The following is a 14,661-nucleotide window of genomic DNA, read 5'->3' on the forward strand; positions in this document are numbered from 1 at the left end:
CCCGGGGCATGGCCGGCACGCGACCCGCCATGCCCCCGGGGCCGGGGTGCTACAGCGGTTGGGTGGGTTCGGAGTCGACCGGCGCGGGACGGCGACGCCAGCGCAGCCAGCCGACCAGCAGCAGCGTGCCGAGCGCGGCGGCCACCCCGGCCAGCCCCCAGGCGACGGTGGTCGCGACCATCGTCGCGGGGGTGTCGCCGCCGTCCCGGCTGGCCAGTCCGGCGAGGCTGCCCGGGGTCACCGACGGATCGGTGGGTTGCGGCGACCCGTCGGCCTGGTCGCCGCCGTCCGCAGCCGTCCCGGCGCCGGCCCCGGTGCCGCCGCCCTTGTTGACCGCGCCGACGTTCGGCAGGGCCAGGTACGGGAAGGAGCCGCCGAACCGGTTGTCGTTCGCGTCCACCCGGTCTCCGGCGGCGAGCGCGTCGACCAGCTTGCCGGTTTGCGCCGCCCCCTCGACGGCCTGGATCGCGATGTCCACGGCGTCGTCGGTGAGCCGCCGCCCGTTCGGGAAGCCCTGTAGGTCACCGCCGAGTACGCCCAGCCGGTTCGGCGTCGCGGCGACCGGCGTCGACAGGTTGAGCCGGAGCATCTCGGCGGGCTGGAACCGACCCGGCGACACGTCCTGGTTGTTGAGCTGCGAGTTGAGGTCGACCTTGATCGGGCCGTCCGGTGTCCTCGTGGTGATCCCGGTCAGGAAGATCTCCACGAGGTCCTGCCGGGGCGTCGCCGGAGCCGGTACGCCGTAGCTGGTCTCGATCAACCGGGGCAGCTCGGGGTTGGTCACCCGGGCCACCACCTCGGGGATGGTGGCGTCCTTCTCCGGCGGCAGCGAGTTGAACGCGTCCTTCAGCTTCGCCGGCACCACCACCTCGTTGACCAGCGGGTTGCCCAGCCGGGAGACCTGCACCCGGTCGCCGCCGCGCGGCACCTCGCCGACCTTGCCGGAGATCCGCACCCGGGCCCGGTCGGTGGTCGCCCAGACGCCGATCACCGGGTTGCGTTTCGGGTCGCCGCGCAGCGCCACGTCCGAGAACGGCACCTGGAGAGCGATGCTGTTGACGTTGTAGCCGGCCAGGGTGTCCTGGCCGGTCTCACTGAGGTCCCCGCCGTAGAGCAGGTCGAAGACCCGCAGGTCCAGGAAGAACGGGTCGTCGGCCTGGCCGGCGAAGACCTTCCAGCCGCCGGGCAGCGTGGTGGTGGCGTCCCGGCGCAGCTTGGCGTAGTCCGGCATGGCGGCGTTGCCGACCCGGGACGGCGCGACCGGCCCGCCGGTGACCCGGGTCTTGAACGGCTCGCCGTCGAACGACGACTCCAGCTTGTAGGTCTGCCGGAACAGCAGGTTCTCGTCGTCCAGCGCGGTGACCGGGCCGTTGTTGTAGAGGAACGTCGAGCCGCCCCGCCGGTCGACGTTCTGGAACGTCCACCGGAACGTCGCGTCCGGCTTGGCGTCGCCGTCGTTGTCGACCTTGATGTTGTACGCCGCGTCGGTCGCGAACGGGTAGAAGTTCGGTCCCCCGTTCGGCTCCTCGAACGGTGTCCAGTTGGCGATGAACGTGAGGTAGCCCGGGCGCTCGGGACTGACGAAGGCGTACAGGTCGGTGTTGTCGATCGCCGGGTCCGTGGCGACCAGCGGCGCCTCGCGGTGACTGGATGCCCCGGCGGTGGTCGGCCCGAGGCCGGCCACCGCACCGGCGAGGGCGACGCAGGTCGCGGCGGCCAGTGCCGTGGTCATCCGCCGCGCGGGCCGGCGCCGTGACGCCGGGCCAGGTGTCGTGGTCATCTTTCCTCCACTCTCGGTGCAGACGCTGGTGTCGTCTGCCGAGGATTCGGAGGAGGGTGCCTCCCTGATGGCCCACTGTGAGTTTCCCGTCAGCCACCCATCCGCGCCGGGACCGGCTCCGAATAGGGCGCCCGGCCACCGCGCCGCACCGGCCCGGCTACCTGCTCTGGTTCCGCGACACCTGGTCAGCCCAGCCGGACAACGGCAGGCCAGCGATGCCGCCGCGCCGGGAGAGTCTCCGGAAGAAACTGAGGAAGCCGGCGACTCCGAAGGCCCACGAGGCCGAATTCTCCGCCGGATCGTCGACCACGAAGATCGGATGTCCATCCGTACCGGCGCCGCGCAGCAGCATCTGCGCCCCCGCCGCGCTGGCCGCGTCCCAGTAGCGCGGGTCGGCGCCCTGGATGGCAAGGTCGATCAGCATGTTGCCGACGCCGGCGCTGCCACAACACTGGACCGGCACGCTCACCCTGGGCAGGAAGGCCGTACAGACGTCCGCGAGGTGGCGGGCGAGGTCGGCCAGTTCCGCGTCGTCCAGGACGCGTCCCGCGTACCACAGGGTCTCGGTGATGCCGCTGAGACCCTGGCACCAGGACACCGCGATCGAGGCCGCGATCGGGCCGCGCATCCGCTCGGCCAACGATCGTGCCCGGCGGGCGAGCGCCCGGGCACGTTCGGCTCCCCCGGCGATCAGGCTGTCGTCGCCGAGGGCGGTGCCGACGCCGAGCAGGAGTTCCGTCGTACCGGCGAGGCCGTGCGCCCGGCCGGCCGACTGCTCGACGGCGGCCGGTGCCGGCAGCAGATCGGCTTCGGTCCTCGTGACCGGAACCGGTCGCCGCAGCACGAACTCGGCGCACCGCCGGGCCACACCAAGATGCGCCGGATCGCCTGTCGCCCGGTGCAGCAACACATGGCCGAGCCCGACCCCGGCGGCGCCGGACATCAGGTCCTCGTCCTCCGGCGCCCAGTCGGCGGCGGGCAGGTGCGGACCCGGATACCCCGGCCCGAGGTCGAAGCCGCGCCGCCGGGCGGACAACAGGAACAGGTCGACGCCGGTACGGCCCGTCATCAGCCCGGGCGGCAGGTCGATCGCGGTCATCGCCTGGATGGTGAACGGCACCAGGTCGCGGAGACAGTCGGCGACCCCGGACTGGTCCAGATGCTCCAGCAACTCCAGTCCCACCCCGGCGGCGCCGTTGTAGACACTCGCGTCGATCGCGGCGGACCGGCTCGGCGGGGTGGCCATGAGCCGCCGGGTCTGGTCGAGCAGGTCCGCGAGCAGGTTGCCGGTGATCTCGGCGGCGAGTTCCGGGGTGACATCGGGCGGGGCGGGAAGGACTCGGGGTGTGCTGCCCGGCCGGGCGGTCTCTCCGGCGGCCAGCCGGCGTGCCGCGTCGCGCGCCAGGTCGGCGTCGCCGCTGATCAGATCGACGATCGCGCCGACGACGCCCGCCGGCCGTTCACCGTGGCGCGCCCGGATCGCCCGCAGGGCGCGTTGCCGGGGAATCTCCCGGTCATCCCCCACGTCCACCGGGGGCAGGGCGTGCGCGGCGAACAGCAGGGTCATGCCGAGCGCGTGCAGGTCGTCGGTGTCCAGGGGCGGCTCGTCGCGGAACTGTCGCGCCGGGGCGTACCCGGGCGTGCCACCAGGCACGTACACGCCGTCGTGGTGGGCGAGGCCGAAGTCGATCAGGGTCACCCGGTCGCTGTCCACGACGATGTTGCGCGGGGTGAGATCGCGGATCAGAATGTCGCGGCTGTGCAGCGACAGCACGATGCCGGCGAGCTGTTCGGCGAGGCGTTCGAGATCGCGCCGGGCGTCCGACCGCCCGACGGCGTCCCGCGGCAGGTACGGACCATCAAGTATGACGCTGTCCACCAGGTTGCGCGGGCCGGCGTCACTGGTGACCAGGAATTCGTCGACCCCGTGCCGGAAGTGGTCGACGAACCGCGGTACGCCCGGCACACCGTCGAGTACCTGGAGGATGCGCCGCTCGTTGCGGAGCCGCAGCCGCGTGTCGCCGACCGCGTCGTGTTCGTCGACGTGCGCCCGGGCCTGCTTGACGACCACCGTGGCGCCGTCCCGCTCGTCGACTGCCCGATAGACGTTGCCGCGCCCGGACTCGTAGACGCCGACGACCGCCCGGTAGCGACCGCCGAGCTGTGTCGGCGTACGGACCGCGCCGGCGTCGTGGTCGCCCCGCTCGCCGGTGAACGGGTCGATCGTCCAGGTCGGCTGCCGGTACCGCAGCGTCGCCAGCCCGCCGAATTCCTCCCCGTTGGGTCCGTGGATCACCGCGACCAGGCGACCCTTCGGATCGGCTGACCACGAACTGACGAACGGGCCGTACCGGTAGTAGACCGGCGCGGCCGAATCGATGGCCCGGTCACTGAGGACCCGCGGTCCCTGCTCCCCGCACAGCAGGTCCACCAGCCGGATTCCCAGCTCGCGTACCCGGTCCTGGTCCGGATAGAGGGTGAATGCCTTACCGACCGACGCCGGTGAGCTGAAACCGTCGTTGAGCCGGCTGAGCACCCGTCGTGAGCGGGCCAGCTTGAAGGTGCAGCCCTCGGCGAGCAGCACAGGGACGAGTCGCTCTACCAGAGCCGGGAAGGTGGCCGGACGCGCCGAGATGTGTAGCTTCCAGCCATGCTCGGGCAGCACCTTGCCGTCCGGTCTGAGCATCAGCCAGGTGTGGTCGGACCGGAGCTGGTAGCCGTTCCCGGCGTGGTCCCGGACGGCGCGTTCGACGTAGCTCTCAATCTCGTTGTCGGCCACGTCGAACGCCCGGTCCTGGCTTGGAATCACTAGTGGTTAGGACGACCGAGTGTGGATGATGGCCCAGCTGGCGTTGATGCAGCAGCCCTCGCAGCGGGTCCGGTCCTGCTCGGTGTGGTAGCCGTTGGCGAACTCCAGGTCCGGCTCCGGCACGTCGGCGCCCGCGTCACGCGGCTCCAGGGACAGCAGTGCGTTCACAGTCAATCCTTTCCGACCAACCTTGGTCTGCGGGAAGTCTGGAGTTCGCACGTTACCCAGCGGATGTCAATATTTCGAGGAGACCTACACAGACTGATCGCCGGTGCGGGGTGTGGACCCTCGTCCACACCCCGCACCGGCCAGCCTCAGCTCGTCGCTACGCCCGGCAGGAGGCGAGTGCGCCGACGACCCCGACGCCCGGCTTGCGCAGCGGCAGTCGGGTCGACGCTCCCGGGCACCGGGGCACAGTGAGGTCGTAGACGCCCCGGCCGAAGGTGGCGGCGGTCAGTTGCCGGGTCGGCTCGTGGTAGCGCAGGTACATCACGGCCGCCTGCGGCAGGTTGGTGCCGAGCGCCGCCCACTCCCCGCCGTTCCACGCCGAGAGGTAGACCCCGACGTCGGTGCCGACCACGAGCAGGCCGTCGGAGGTCGGGATGACCGAGTTCACCGGCGCGTCCGGCAGGCCCCGGCCGATGTCCGTCCAGGTACGACCGCCGTCCTGGGTCACCATCACGTGCGGGCGGTCGCTGCCGGACCGGAAGCCGGAGAAGGTGGCGTACGCGATGTTCTTGTCCTTCGGGTGCACCGCGACCCGGGTGACCCAGGTGCCGGGGAGTTCCGCCGGGTCGACCTGGTGCCAGTTCTGCCCGGTGTCGTCGGTCCACCAGAGCCGGCCGTCGTCGGTGCCGACGTAGAGCTTGCTGCCGTCGGTCGGCGCCGCCGCGAGCGTGGTGACGGTGCCCCACGGGTAGCCGTTCGGGTCGTTCGGGCCGCCGCCGGTCAGGTCCGGGCTGATCGCCGTCCAGGTCCGGCCGTTGTCGGTGGACCGGTTGACGATGTTGCCGGCGTAGTACATGACGTCCGGGTCGCTCGGGTCGAACTGGAGCGGCGTCTGCCAGTTACGCCGGTCCGAGACGGTCTGGTTGGTGCCGATGGTCTGCCGTGGGGTGCCACCGCTGTTCTCCGAGCGGTAGCAGGAGCCGTACTGGCTGCACCCGAAGACGATGTTCGACGCCTCGGGGTGGATGACCACCTGGAGCCCGTCGCCGCAGCCGATCGCGTCCCACGGGCCGCCCACCCCGTTGTAGCCCCGGTTGCAGCCGTTGTCCTGCGCCCCGGCCACCTTCAGCGCCGGATCGGTCTCGGCGACGTCGACCGTGTAGAACTGCGTGTACGGCTCGTACGTCGCCTTGGTCCAGCCGCCGACCCCGTTCACGTCGGAGCGGTACATCCCGCCGTCGTTGCCGAGGTAGGCCCGGTTTGGCACCTTCGGGTCCCAGCGCATCACGTGCTGGTCGGCGTGCACCCCGCTGACCGAGGCGAAGGTCTGCGCGCCGTCGGTCGAGCGTCCCAGGTTCACCCCGGCCAGGAAGACGTGCGCGGCGTCCAACGGATCCACCCAGAGCTTGCCGAACCACCAACTGAAGGTGGACTGCGACGCCTGGTTGGCGGTGACCGGGGTCTGGGTCCAGGTGTCGCCGCCGTCGTCGGAGCGGTAGAACGCCCGGAACGGGCCGAGCGCGGTGCCGACGTACGCGTAGAGCCGCTTCGGGTCGCTCGGCGCCAGTGCCAGGCCCCAGCGGCCCTGGTCGGCGTCGGTCGGCAGCCCGTTCGTCATCCGCTGCCAGCTCTGGCCGCCGTTGTCGGAGCGCCACAGGCTGGAGCCCGGCCCGCCGTACGTCCGCTGGTGCGGCTCGCGCAGGTGGTCCCAGAGTGCGGCGTAGACCCGGTTCGGGTTGGTCGGGTCGATCAGCACCTCGGTCGCCCCGGTGGTGCCGTTCGGCGGGGTGAGCACCCGGCGCCAACTGCTGCCGCCGTTCTCGGAGAGGTAGACGCCCCGCTCGCCGCCCGGCTTGAACAGGTTGCCGGCGGCGGCGGCGAAGATCCGGCGCTCGTTGCGCGGGTCGATGGCGAACCGGGCGATGGCGTGGCTCTCCGTCAGCCCCACCCGCTGCCACGTCCTGCCCCGGTTGTACGACCGGTAGACCCCGTCCCCGCCGAAGGTGATCGAGCCACCGCCCGGCTGTGCCTCACCGGTGCCGGCGAAGAGCACTCCGCTGCGGGTCATCGCGACCGCGCCCATGCTCTGCACCCAGTTTCCCGGCCAGACGGACTCGTAGGTCATCCCCGCGTCGCTGGACTTCCAGATCCCGCCGGAGGCGGCGGCGATGAAGACCTGGTCGTCGACCAACGGGTCGATCGCGATGTCGACGACCCGGCCGCCGATGTTGGTCGGGCCGAAGAAGTGCCACTTCTGCCGGGCCAGGTCGTGGTACGCGCCCCGGCTGCGCGCGGCGATCCCGTCCGCCTCGCCCCGGGCCCTGACGTACTTGGCGGCGGATAGTTCCCGGCTGCCGTCGCTGAGCCGCTGCGAGGTCATCCACTCGGCGGGCATCTCCATCGGCCCGGTCGGCATGCTGGTGGCCAGGGAGCGCTGCTCGGCGGGCTGCGGGGTCAGGGAGGTCGACGACGAGGAGGCGAGGGCGCCGGCGGCGAGCAGTACCAGGGTCGCGGTGACCGCCGTGCCGCGGCGAGGTGGGCGGGGTGTGGCCTTCATGCGGGCTCTCTCCTGTCCACACGGGAGTGCGATGGCGTATCCGGTCGCTGTGCGGCCAGGCTAGATTGATCACGGATCAAGGTCAATGAAACCTTTTTCAGCCTGGACCGCACGGCGCTCGCGCACCGCGTCCGACCTTGCGGTCCACCGCATCGCCGGGGAGGCTGAAAAGGTTCAATGCTGCTGGTCCCATTTCGACCTCCGGGCCAACCCGAGGCCGGGTGCTATCCGCCGCCGCTGCGGAACCCCGGCAGGCCCGCGTCGTCGGAGTCGGGACCGACCACGGCGGTCAGCGCGGTGCCGTCGGCGCAGAGCGCGGTGGCCCGCAGGTACATCCGCCGGTGCTGGGCCCGGAGCAGCACCTCGGACTCGAAGACCTCGTCCTCGACGCTGAGCAGCTCGATGTCGGTCCGCTCCTGGTAGTGCGCCCGTACGTCCAGCGGGGTCAGCCGGATCGTCGCCTCCACCGTGGTCAGCGCCCCCTGCGCGGCCGTACTCGTCACCCGGGCGCCCTCCGGCAGCACCAGACCGGCGACCTCGGCGGTGACCTCGCTGCCCTCGTCCATCGGCACCCGGTCGCAGCTCGGCAGGTTCGCCAGCATGGCCTTGTTCCGGTCCGGCGCCGCCGACCCGCCCGCACCGTCGCCACCACCGCAGCCGGCGAGCCCCAGCACGGCGACGGCGAGCACGAGCACCCGGGATCTCATCGGTGCAGGATGCCACGGTCAGCGCAGCACCCGCCAGCGTCGCACCGCGAGCAACTGCACGGTGATGACGGCCGCGCTGATCACCATCAGGACGATCGTCAGCAGCGCCCCGTAGGCGAATCCGGAGAACTCGAAGGCGTGGTCGAAGATGTAGACCGGCAGGTACTGGGTCGCGTTCGCCGGGCGCCCGTCGGTGAGCACGTACGCCGGCACGAAGTTGACCTGGAGGGTGAGGATCGTGTCCCGGACCGCCAGCAGCACCAGCACCGGGGCGAGCAGCGGCAGGGTGAGCCGGCGCAGTTGGCCGAACGGACCGCAGCCCTCCAGCGCCGCCGCCTCGTAGAGCCGCCCGTCGAGCAGGCGGCGGGCGGCGAGGACGACGAGAAAGCCCTCCCCGATCGGGAAGAGCAGCATCAGCACCACCCCGACCCGGGCGGTGGTCGGCTCGGCCAGCCAGGTGTAGCCGGGGTGCCCGACCAGCCCGAGGAGCTGGTTGAGCGGGCCGTAGAGCGGGTTGAGCACCCAGAGGAAGAGCACCGCCAGCGCCACGTCGGGAATCACCGTCGGCAGGTAGACGGCGACCCGGAACCACCGGCCGCCGGGCCTGGGCGCGGCAAGCAGCAGGCCGAGCCCGACCGCCGCGAGCAGCCGCAGCGGCACCGAGACCGCCACGTGGAACAGCGACGCCTCCAGGCTGTCCAGGAAGAAGTCGTCGGCGAAGAGCCGGCGCAGGTTGGCCAGCCCGGTGAACCGGGGGTCGCGGGTCAACCCGGTGTGGTCGGTGAAGGCGTACCCGACGTTGAGCAGCGCCGGCAGCGCGATCAGCAGCAGCACGGCGACGCCGTACGGGGCGAGGAACATCCACGGGGTGAGCGGACGCCGGAAACGCCTGCTCATCGACGTCGGCCGGTCCCGGCGACGCTTGCTCGGCGCTGGCCGGTCTCGGTGTCGAAGCGGTGCAGCCGGCGCGGGTCAGGGCGCAGCCGCAGTCCGGCACCGGCCCGCAGCCCGTGCCGGGGTCCGGTGCGGACCGCCAGCCGGGTGCCGTCCGGGCAGCGGGTGAGCAGGATCGCCTCGCTGCCCAGCGCCTCCACCGCCTCCACCGTCGCCTCGACCGGCCCGTCGGGGTCGATGGCGATGTCCTCCGGGCGTACCCCGACGGTCAGCCCGGGTGCGCCGCCGAGCACGCCGCCGCCGGGCACCAGGTTCATCGGCGGGCTGCCGAGGAACCCGGCCACCACCAGGTCGGCCGGTTCGTCGTAGACCTGCTGCGGCGGGCCGACCTGGCGGAGCCGGCCGGCGTCCAGCACCGCCAGCCGGTCGCCGAGGGTCATCGCCTCGGCCTGGTCGTGCGTGACGTGCACCATCGTGGTGCCGAGATCGCGGTGCACGGCGAGCAGGTCGGCCCGGGTGGCGAACCGGAGCTGGGCGTCCAGGCTGGCCAACGGCTCGTCCAGCAGATAGACGGTGGGCTCCCGGACCAGGGCGCGGGCCAGCGCCACCCGCTGGCGCTGCCCGCCGGACATCTGGTCCGGATAGCGGTCCAGCAGGTCGGCGATGCCGAGCCGCTCGGCGGCGGCCCGGGCCCGCCGGTCCGCCTCGGCCCTCGGCACCCGGCGGACCCGCAACCCGAAGAGCAGATTCCCGCGTACGGTCAGGTGCGGATAGAGGGCGTAATCCTGGAAGACCATCGCGACGGCCCGCCGGTGCGGGGGTACCGGTGCGATGTCGGTGCCGTCGACGAGGATCCGGCCGGCGTCGGGCCGGTCCAGTCCGGCGACCAGTCGCAGGATCGTCGACTTGCCCGAGCCGGAGGGCCCGACCAGGGTCAGCAGCTCGCCGGCCCGCACGTCGAGGTCGACCTCGTGCAGCGCGGTGACCGACCCGTACGCCTTGCCCAGCGCCTCCAGCCGGATCGCGCCCCGGTCGGCATTCACCGGGTCGGGTCCCGGAACAGCGGCCGTACCTTCTCCTCCAGTTGGCGCAGCCCCTCCTCGCGGCCGACCCGGCCGTAGAACACCTCCTCCAGCAGGGCGTCCGTCTCGCGTTCGACCCGCGACCAGGTGGCGGTGCGCGGGGTGGCCCGCAGGTGCGGCTCGGCGTCGAGATAGACCTGCGAGGAGCGCGGCGGCAGGCTCGGCTTCAGGAACTCGTCGGAGCGCGCGACGTCGAGCCGGGACGGCACCGTACGCCCCGACGCCGCGAGGATCCGCTGCCCCTCGGCACCCATCGCGAACTCGATGAACCGCCAGGCGTCGCGGTGGTCGGGCCGCCCGGCGCTCATGCAGTACGCGTCGCTGTGCAGGATCGACGCCGGTTTCCCGCCCGGCGCGACCGGCAGCGGCGCCACGTCCCACTCGAAGTCTTCGACGGTACGCAGGGTGGGGACCGCGACCCGGCTGTTCAGGTACATGCCGAGCGTGCCGCGCAGGAACCGCGCCTCGCTCGACTCGCTCTGCTCCTCGGCGTCCGGCGGTACGACGTGGTGCACCAGTTGCAGGTCGAGGAACCAGTCGACGGCTTCGCGGGTGGCCGGCGAGCCGGTCAGGGTGAGCGTGCTGGGCCGGTCGGGGTCGTCGACGAGGTCACCGCCGTTGGACCAGACGAACGGCGCCAGCCGGGGCACGCTCGGCTCGACGCCCACCCCGTACCGGCCGTCCCGGGTGAGCGCCTTCGCGGTGCCGAGGAAGTCGTCCCAGGTCCAGCCGGCCTTCGGTGGGGTCACGCCGGAGGCGCGGAACAGGTCGGCGTTGTAGTAGACGACCAGTGACGAGAGGTTCTGCGGCAGGCAGGTCAGCGTCTTTCCGTCGAACCGGAAGGCGTCCAGGGCGGCCTTGCTGAAGTCGCCCTCGGCCAGTGCCTGGCTGGAGTCGAGATAGGACTGCGCGGGCTCGATGGCGCCCTGCGCGGCGAACTGGCCGTACCGGCGGTAGTTCAGCAGGAAGACGTCGGGTGGGGTGCCGCCGGCAAACGCCGTGGTCAGCCGGGCCATCAGCTCGTCCGGGGTGGCCACCGGGGAGAGCGTGACGTCCACGTCCGGGGTGGACTTCTCGAACGCCTCGATCATCGTCCGGTAGCCGGCGATCTCCTCGGCGTCGCCGAAGAGCACGACGGTGATCCCGGCGCTCTCCCCGGGATCATCCGCGCCGCAGCCGGCGAGCAGGCCGGCGACGAGCAGGCCGGCGGCCCAGCGCCGCCAGGATCGGGTCATCTGCGTCCTCCAGATCTCAGTGCCGCCAACGGGTCGTCGTCCAGCAGGATCCGCTGGGCCAGCAGGAACACCAGCACACACGGCAGGGTCGCCACGACAGCGCCGGCCATCAGCAGCGGCCAGTCGGTCGGGTTCAGCAGGCGCAGGAACTGCAACCCGAGCGCGTACGTGTAGCGGTCACCGCTGTGCAGGTAGAGCAGCGGGTCGATGAAGTTGGCCCAGTGGTAGGTGAAGGCGAGTACCGCCACCGCCAGGGTGGTCGGGCGTACCTGGGGCAGCGCGACCCGGCGCCACACCGACAGCCACCGGGCGCCCTCCAGCCGGGCCGCCTCAAGCTGGCTCTCCGGTACGCCACCGAAGCTCCACGCGTAGAGCAGCACCAGGAACGGGCTCACCGCGAGCAGGGCGGGCGCCAGCAGCGGCAGGTAGGTGTCGACCACCCCGACCAGCCGGAACAGCTCGAACCGGGTGGCCCAGACGGCGGTGACCGGGACGAGCAGCACCACCAGCAGGCCGAGCACCACCCGGCGCCGGGCTGCCGGGCCGAGCAGCCGGATCCCGAAACCGGTCAGCGAGGCGGCCAGCACCGTCAGCGGTACGGCGAGCGCGACGACCAGCGCCGAGTTCGCCAGATAGCGGAACAGCGGGATCAGCTCGGGCAGCCGGGCGTACGCGGCCAGCGTCGGCTCCGGCGGCAGGACCTCGAGGGTACGCGGCGGCGGGAGGCCGGTGGGGCGGAGCGAGCCGACCACCATGAACCACAGTGGAGCGGCGAAGAGCGCCGCGACCAGGGTCGGCACCACGAACCGCCCGATCGTCCGGGCCGTCCGACCGCTCGCCGGGCGGCGTCGCGGACCCGACGCCGCTCCGGGGAAGGTGCCCGGCACGCCGCGAACCGCCATACCGACCCGCGACCCGCCTCTCCGCACGCTTGGATGACCGATCCCGCCGCTCGGCGCCCATCCTACGCTGATGATCGTTACGGTCGTACAGCCTCGATCTCACTGCTGGCACGCGACCGCCGCTCCGGCACCGCCGTGGAGCGCGCGGGTGACGGCGGCACGAGCGCGGGTGACGGTGGCGGCACGAGCGCGGGTGACGGCGGCACGGGCGGGCGCCCTTGCACGCAGAGCGCGTACACCACCTCGGTCTGCTCCCGGACCCTGGTGCCCGCCGTCGGGGACTGTTCGACCACCCGGCCCGGCCGGCAGCCCCCGCCCCACCGCTCCGACCCGGGTACGGCGCGCAGCCGGGCGGTGTGCAGGTCCCGTACGGCGTCCGCCTCCGGCAGCCCCACGATGCCCGGCACCGGTACCTCGGGCGGCCGGGTGGCCAGCCAGAGGCCGGTCCCGCCGAGCACGAGCAGCAGCGCGCAGAGGCCGAGCAGCAGGGTCGGTGGGCGCGGCCGGCCGTTCCGGTCCCGGCCGGACGGCGGCAGCGCGTCGGGCCGCCAGGCCGCCACGGAGGGTGCCTCCTGGCCCGGTGACCCGGAACGGGGCTGCCCCGGTGGCGCCGAGCGGGCGTGCCCGCCGTCCCCGGCGCGACCGGCCGGTCGTCCGACAACCTCCGAGCGCAGCGGATACGGCTCCGACACCGCCGTCCGGTACGCCGCCTCGTCGGCGTGGAACCGGCGGAAGGCGTCCAGCGCCACTTCGCGGGCGTACCGCAGGTCGGCTTCGTCGACCCGGGTCACCCGGCCGCCCCGGCACACGAAGCCGTACGCCAGGACCAGCGGCCGGCCGGCCCGGTCGAGCAACGGCGTGGGCCGGCCGGAACCGGTGGCGCCGGTGTCGGCGGTGCTGGGCCGCAGGGTGCGGTAGACGACGCAGAGTGCCCCGCCCGGGCCGACGTCCGCGACCACCGGTGGCGCGTCCGCCGGCACCTCGCCGGTCACCGCGGCGAGTAGCCCGTCCGAGTCGTTCCGGGCGGCCAGCGCGGACGGGGTGAGCAGCATCCGGTAGCCGGCGTCCCGACCGCGACCGACCAGGAACGGCCAGCCGGACCGGGCCGGCGCGGCGCTCACCGGACACCCCAGGTGGTGAGGTCGGAGGCGGGGAGCTGCCGGCGGAGCACGACCATGTTCTCCCGGAACTCCTCCAGCACGGCCCGCCTGGCGAGCCGGATCTGCTCGGCGGAACGGTGCGCGTCGTCGATCGCCTGCGCCACCTCCCGGGCCTTCGCCTCGAACGGCTCCCCGACCCAGTCGAGGAAGGTGCTGACGATCTGCTCGCTGAACGCGTTCCGCCCGACGGCCAGGCCGACGGCGAGGCGTACGGCCTGTCCGGCGGGGCGGGCCAGGAACCGGCCGACCGCCGACACGGTCTCGGCGGCGGAGAGCCGGGAGAGTGCCCGGGACTCCTCGACGATCTTCCGCTCGACGACCTCGTCGAGCTGCGCGCTGACCTGCCCGAAGAGGTCGGGCAGCACGGCGCAGAGCGGCAGTTCGACGTTGACCGGCCGGAGCCGGCCGTGCCGCAGTTTGACCATGTGCCCGTCGGCGGCCATCGTGGCGAACTGCCGCCCGATCGCGCTGACCGGGATCAACCGGACCATCTTGCGCGCCCGGCGTCGCTGCTCGACCAGGTTGCGGATCGGCGGATACGACAGCAGTTCCTTGCGGGCCAGTTCGAGCCGGTCGTTCTCCTCGTCCTGTTCGGCGCCGACGGTGTCGAACAGATCCCACTTGGTGAGGACGAAGTGCACCGGACACTCGGCCCGACGCATCAGCACGATCATCGGGACGATGGTGTTCTCCAGGTAGAGCTGGCCCTCCCGGCCACCGCGCAGCGCGTCTACCATGCGCCGGCCGTCGATGATGCCGAAGATCGCGTGGGCGGCGCCCAGCCGCTGCTCCAGATCCTGCTGGCTGGCCTGCCGCCCGTGCGCCGGTACGCTCGCCGCCCGCCCGCCACCGACCAGTTCCCCGGCGTAGTCGAGGTAGTTGAACCGGAGTACGGCGTGATCCCGACCGCCGGCCGTGCCGACGCAGTCGAAGGTGAACGAGCGAGTCTGTCCGATCATCGTCCCGGGTGGCCAGGCGTCCTCCGGGTCGCGCAGGGTCGCGTAGAGGTCGGTCAGGTCGGCCGCCTGTTCGAGCCCGGTGACGAGCCGGAAGCCACCCTCGCGCAGCTCGGTGCTGAGCCGGTGGAACATGCTGGCGAGCAGGACGGTCTTGCCGGTCTCCTGGGCACCGAGGGCGACGATGTTGAAGGTCGGCAGTTCCGCGCTCACGTCGATGGTGGACGGACCGCCGGCCGGAGTGGTCTCCGCACCGTGGCGGCGCCGCACGACGACCATGACGATGCCGGCCGCCGCGACGAGAAGCAGCAGCGATACCCAGGTTGACAGCATGGGTCACCGATTCCGGACGAGGTACAGCCGGGCCGGGGCGGCCGCGGCTCACCAGTACAGAGGCGGCTACTCCCGGCC

11 protein-coding genes are annotated in these 14,661 nt (G+C 72.5%); all 11 read right to left on the reverse strand.

Annotation, left to right across the window (positions count from 1 at the left end; all coding sequences use genetic code 11):
* Positions 1 to 49: 49 nt before the first annotated feature.
* Positions 50 to 1,780 (reverse strand): DUF4331 domain-containing protein, encoded by a 1,731-nt coding sequence (locus tag AAH979_RS09560; RefSeq protein WP_346257700.1) that lies wholly within the window; start codon positions 1,778 to 1,780, stop codon positions 50 to 52.
* Between the two features lie 157 nt (positions 1,781 to 1,937).
* Complete coding sequence (locus tag AAH979_RS09565) at positions 1,938 to 4,589, reverse strand: lanthionine synthetase LanC family protein (protein WP_346257701.1); 2,652 nt, start codon at positions 4,587 to 4,589, stop codon at positions 1,938 to 1,940.
* A 6-nt stretch (positions 4,590 to 4,595) separates the two neighbouring features.
* On the reverse strand, positions 4,596 to 4,757 hold the full coding sequence (locus AAH979_RS09570) for a hypothetical protein (protein WP_346257702.1): 162 nt from the start codon (positions 4,755 to 4,757) through the stop codon (positions 4,596 to 4,598).
* A gap of 157 nt (positions 4,758 to 4,914) precedes the next feature.
* Positions 4,915 to 7,314, reverse strand: a complete 2,400-nt coding sequence (locus AAH979_RS09575; RefSeq protein WP_346257703.1) for a glycosyl hydrolase — start codon at positions 7,312 to 7,314, stop codon at positions 4,915 to 4,917.
* 224 nt (positions 7,315 to 7,538) lie between these two features.
* Positions 7,539 to 8,021: a hypothetical protein gene (locus AAH979_RS09580; RefSeq protein ID WP_346257704.1), complete on the reverse strand. Its 483-nt coding sequence runs from the start codon at positions 8,019 to 8,021 to the stop codon at positions 7,539 to 7,541.
* A gap of 18 nt (positions 8,022 to 8,039) precedes the next feature.
* Complete coding sequence (locus AAH979_RS09585; RefSeq protein WP_346257705.1) at positions 8,040 to 8,918, reverse strand: sugar ABC transporter permease; 879 nt, start codon at positions 8,916 to 8,918, stop codon at positions 8,040 to 8,042.
* Positions 8,915 to 9,958 carry an ABC transporter ATP-binding protein gene (locus tag AAH979_RS09590; RefSeq protein WP_346257706.1) on the reverse strand — a complete coding sequence of 348 codons (1,044 nt, stop codon included), beginning with the start codon at positions 9,956 to 9,958 and terminating at the stop codon, positions 8,915 to 8,917. Before AAH979_RS09590 ends, AAH979_RS09585 begins: the two co-directional genes overlap by 4 nt.
* On the reverse strand, positions 9,955 to 11,232 hold the full coding sequence (locus tag AAH979_RS09595) for a sugar ABC transporter substrate-binding protein (RefSeq protein WP_346257707.1): 1,278 nt from the start codon (positions 11,230 to 11,232) through the stop codon (positions 9,955 to 9,957). The genes AAH979_RS09590 and AAH979_RS09595 overlap by 4 nt, the downstream gene beginning before the upstream one ends.
* Complete coding sequence (locus tag AAH979_RS09600) at positions 11,229 to 12,119, reverse strand: carbohydrate ABC transporter permease (RefSeq protein ID WP_346257708.1); 891 nt, start codon at positions 12,117 to 12,119, stop codon at positions 11,229 to 11,231. Before AAH979_RS09600 ends, AAH979_RS09595 begins: the two co-directional genes overlap by 4 nt.
* A gap of 92 nt (positions 12,120 to 12,211) precedes the next feature.
* The gene (locus tag AAH979_RS09605) at positions 12,212 to 13,255 is read right to left on the reverse strand and encodes a PASTA domain-containing protein (RefSeq protein WP_346257709.1); all 1,044 of its coding nucleotides are present in this window, start codon (positions 13,253 to 13,255) and stop codon (positions 12,212 to 12,214) included.
* On the reverse strand, positions 13,252 to 14,583 hold the full coding sequence (locus AAH979_RS09610; RefSeq protein WP_346257710.1) for a hypothetical protein: 1,332 nt from the start codon (positions 14,581 to 14,583) through the stop codon (positions 13,252 to 13,254). Before AAH979_RS09610 ends, AAH979_RS09605 begins: the two co-directional genes overlap by 4 nt.
* Positions 14,584 to 14,661: the final 78 nt, after the last annotated feature.

Source organism: Plantactinospora sp. ZYX-F-223 (genome assembly GCF_039649625.1).
In the GTDB taxonomy this organism is placed as follows: domain Bacteria; phylum Actinomycetota; class Actinomycetes; order Mycobacteriales; family Micromonosporaceae; genus Plantactinospora.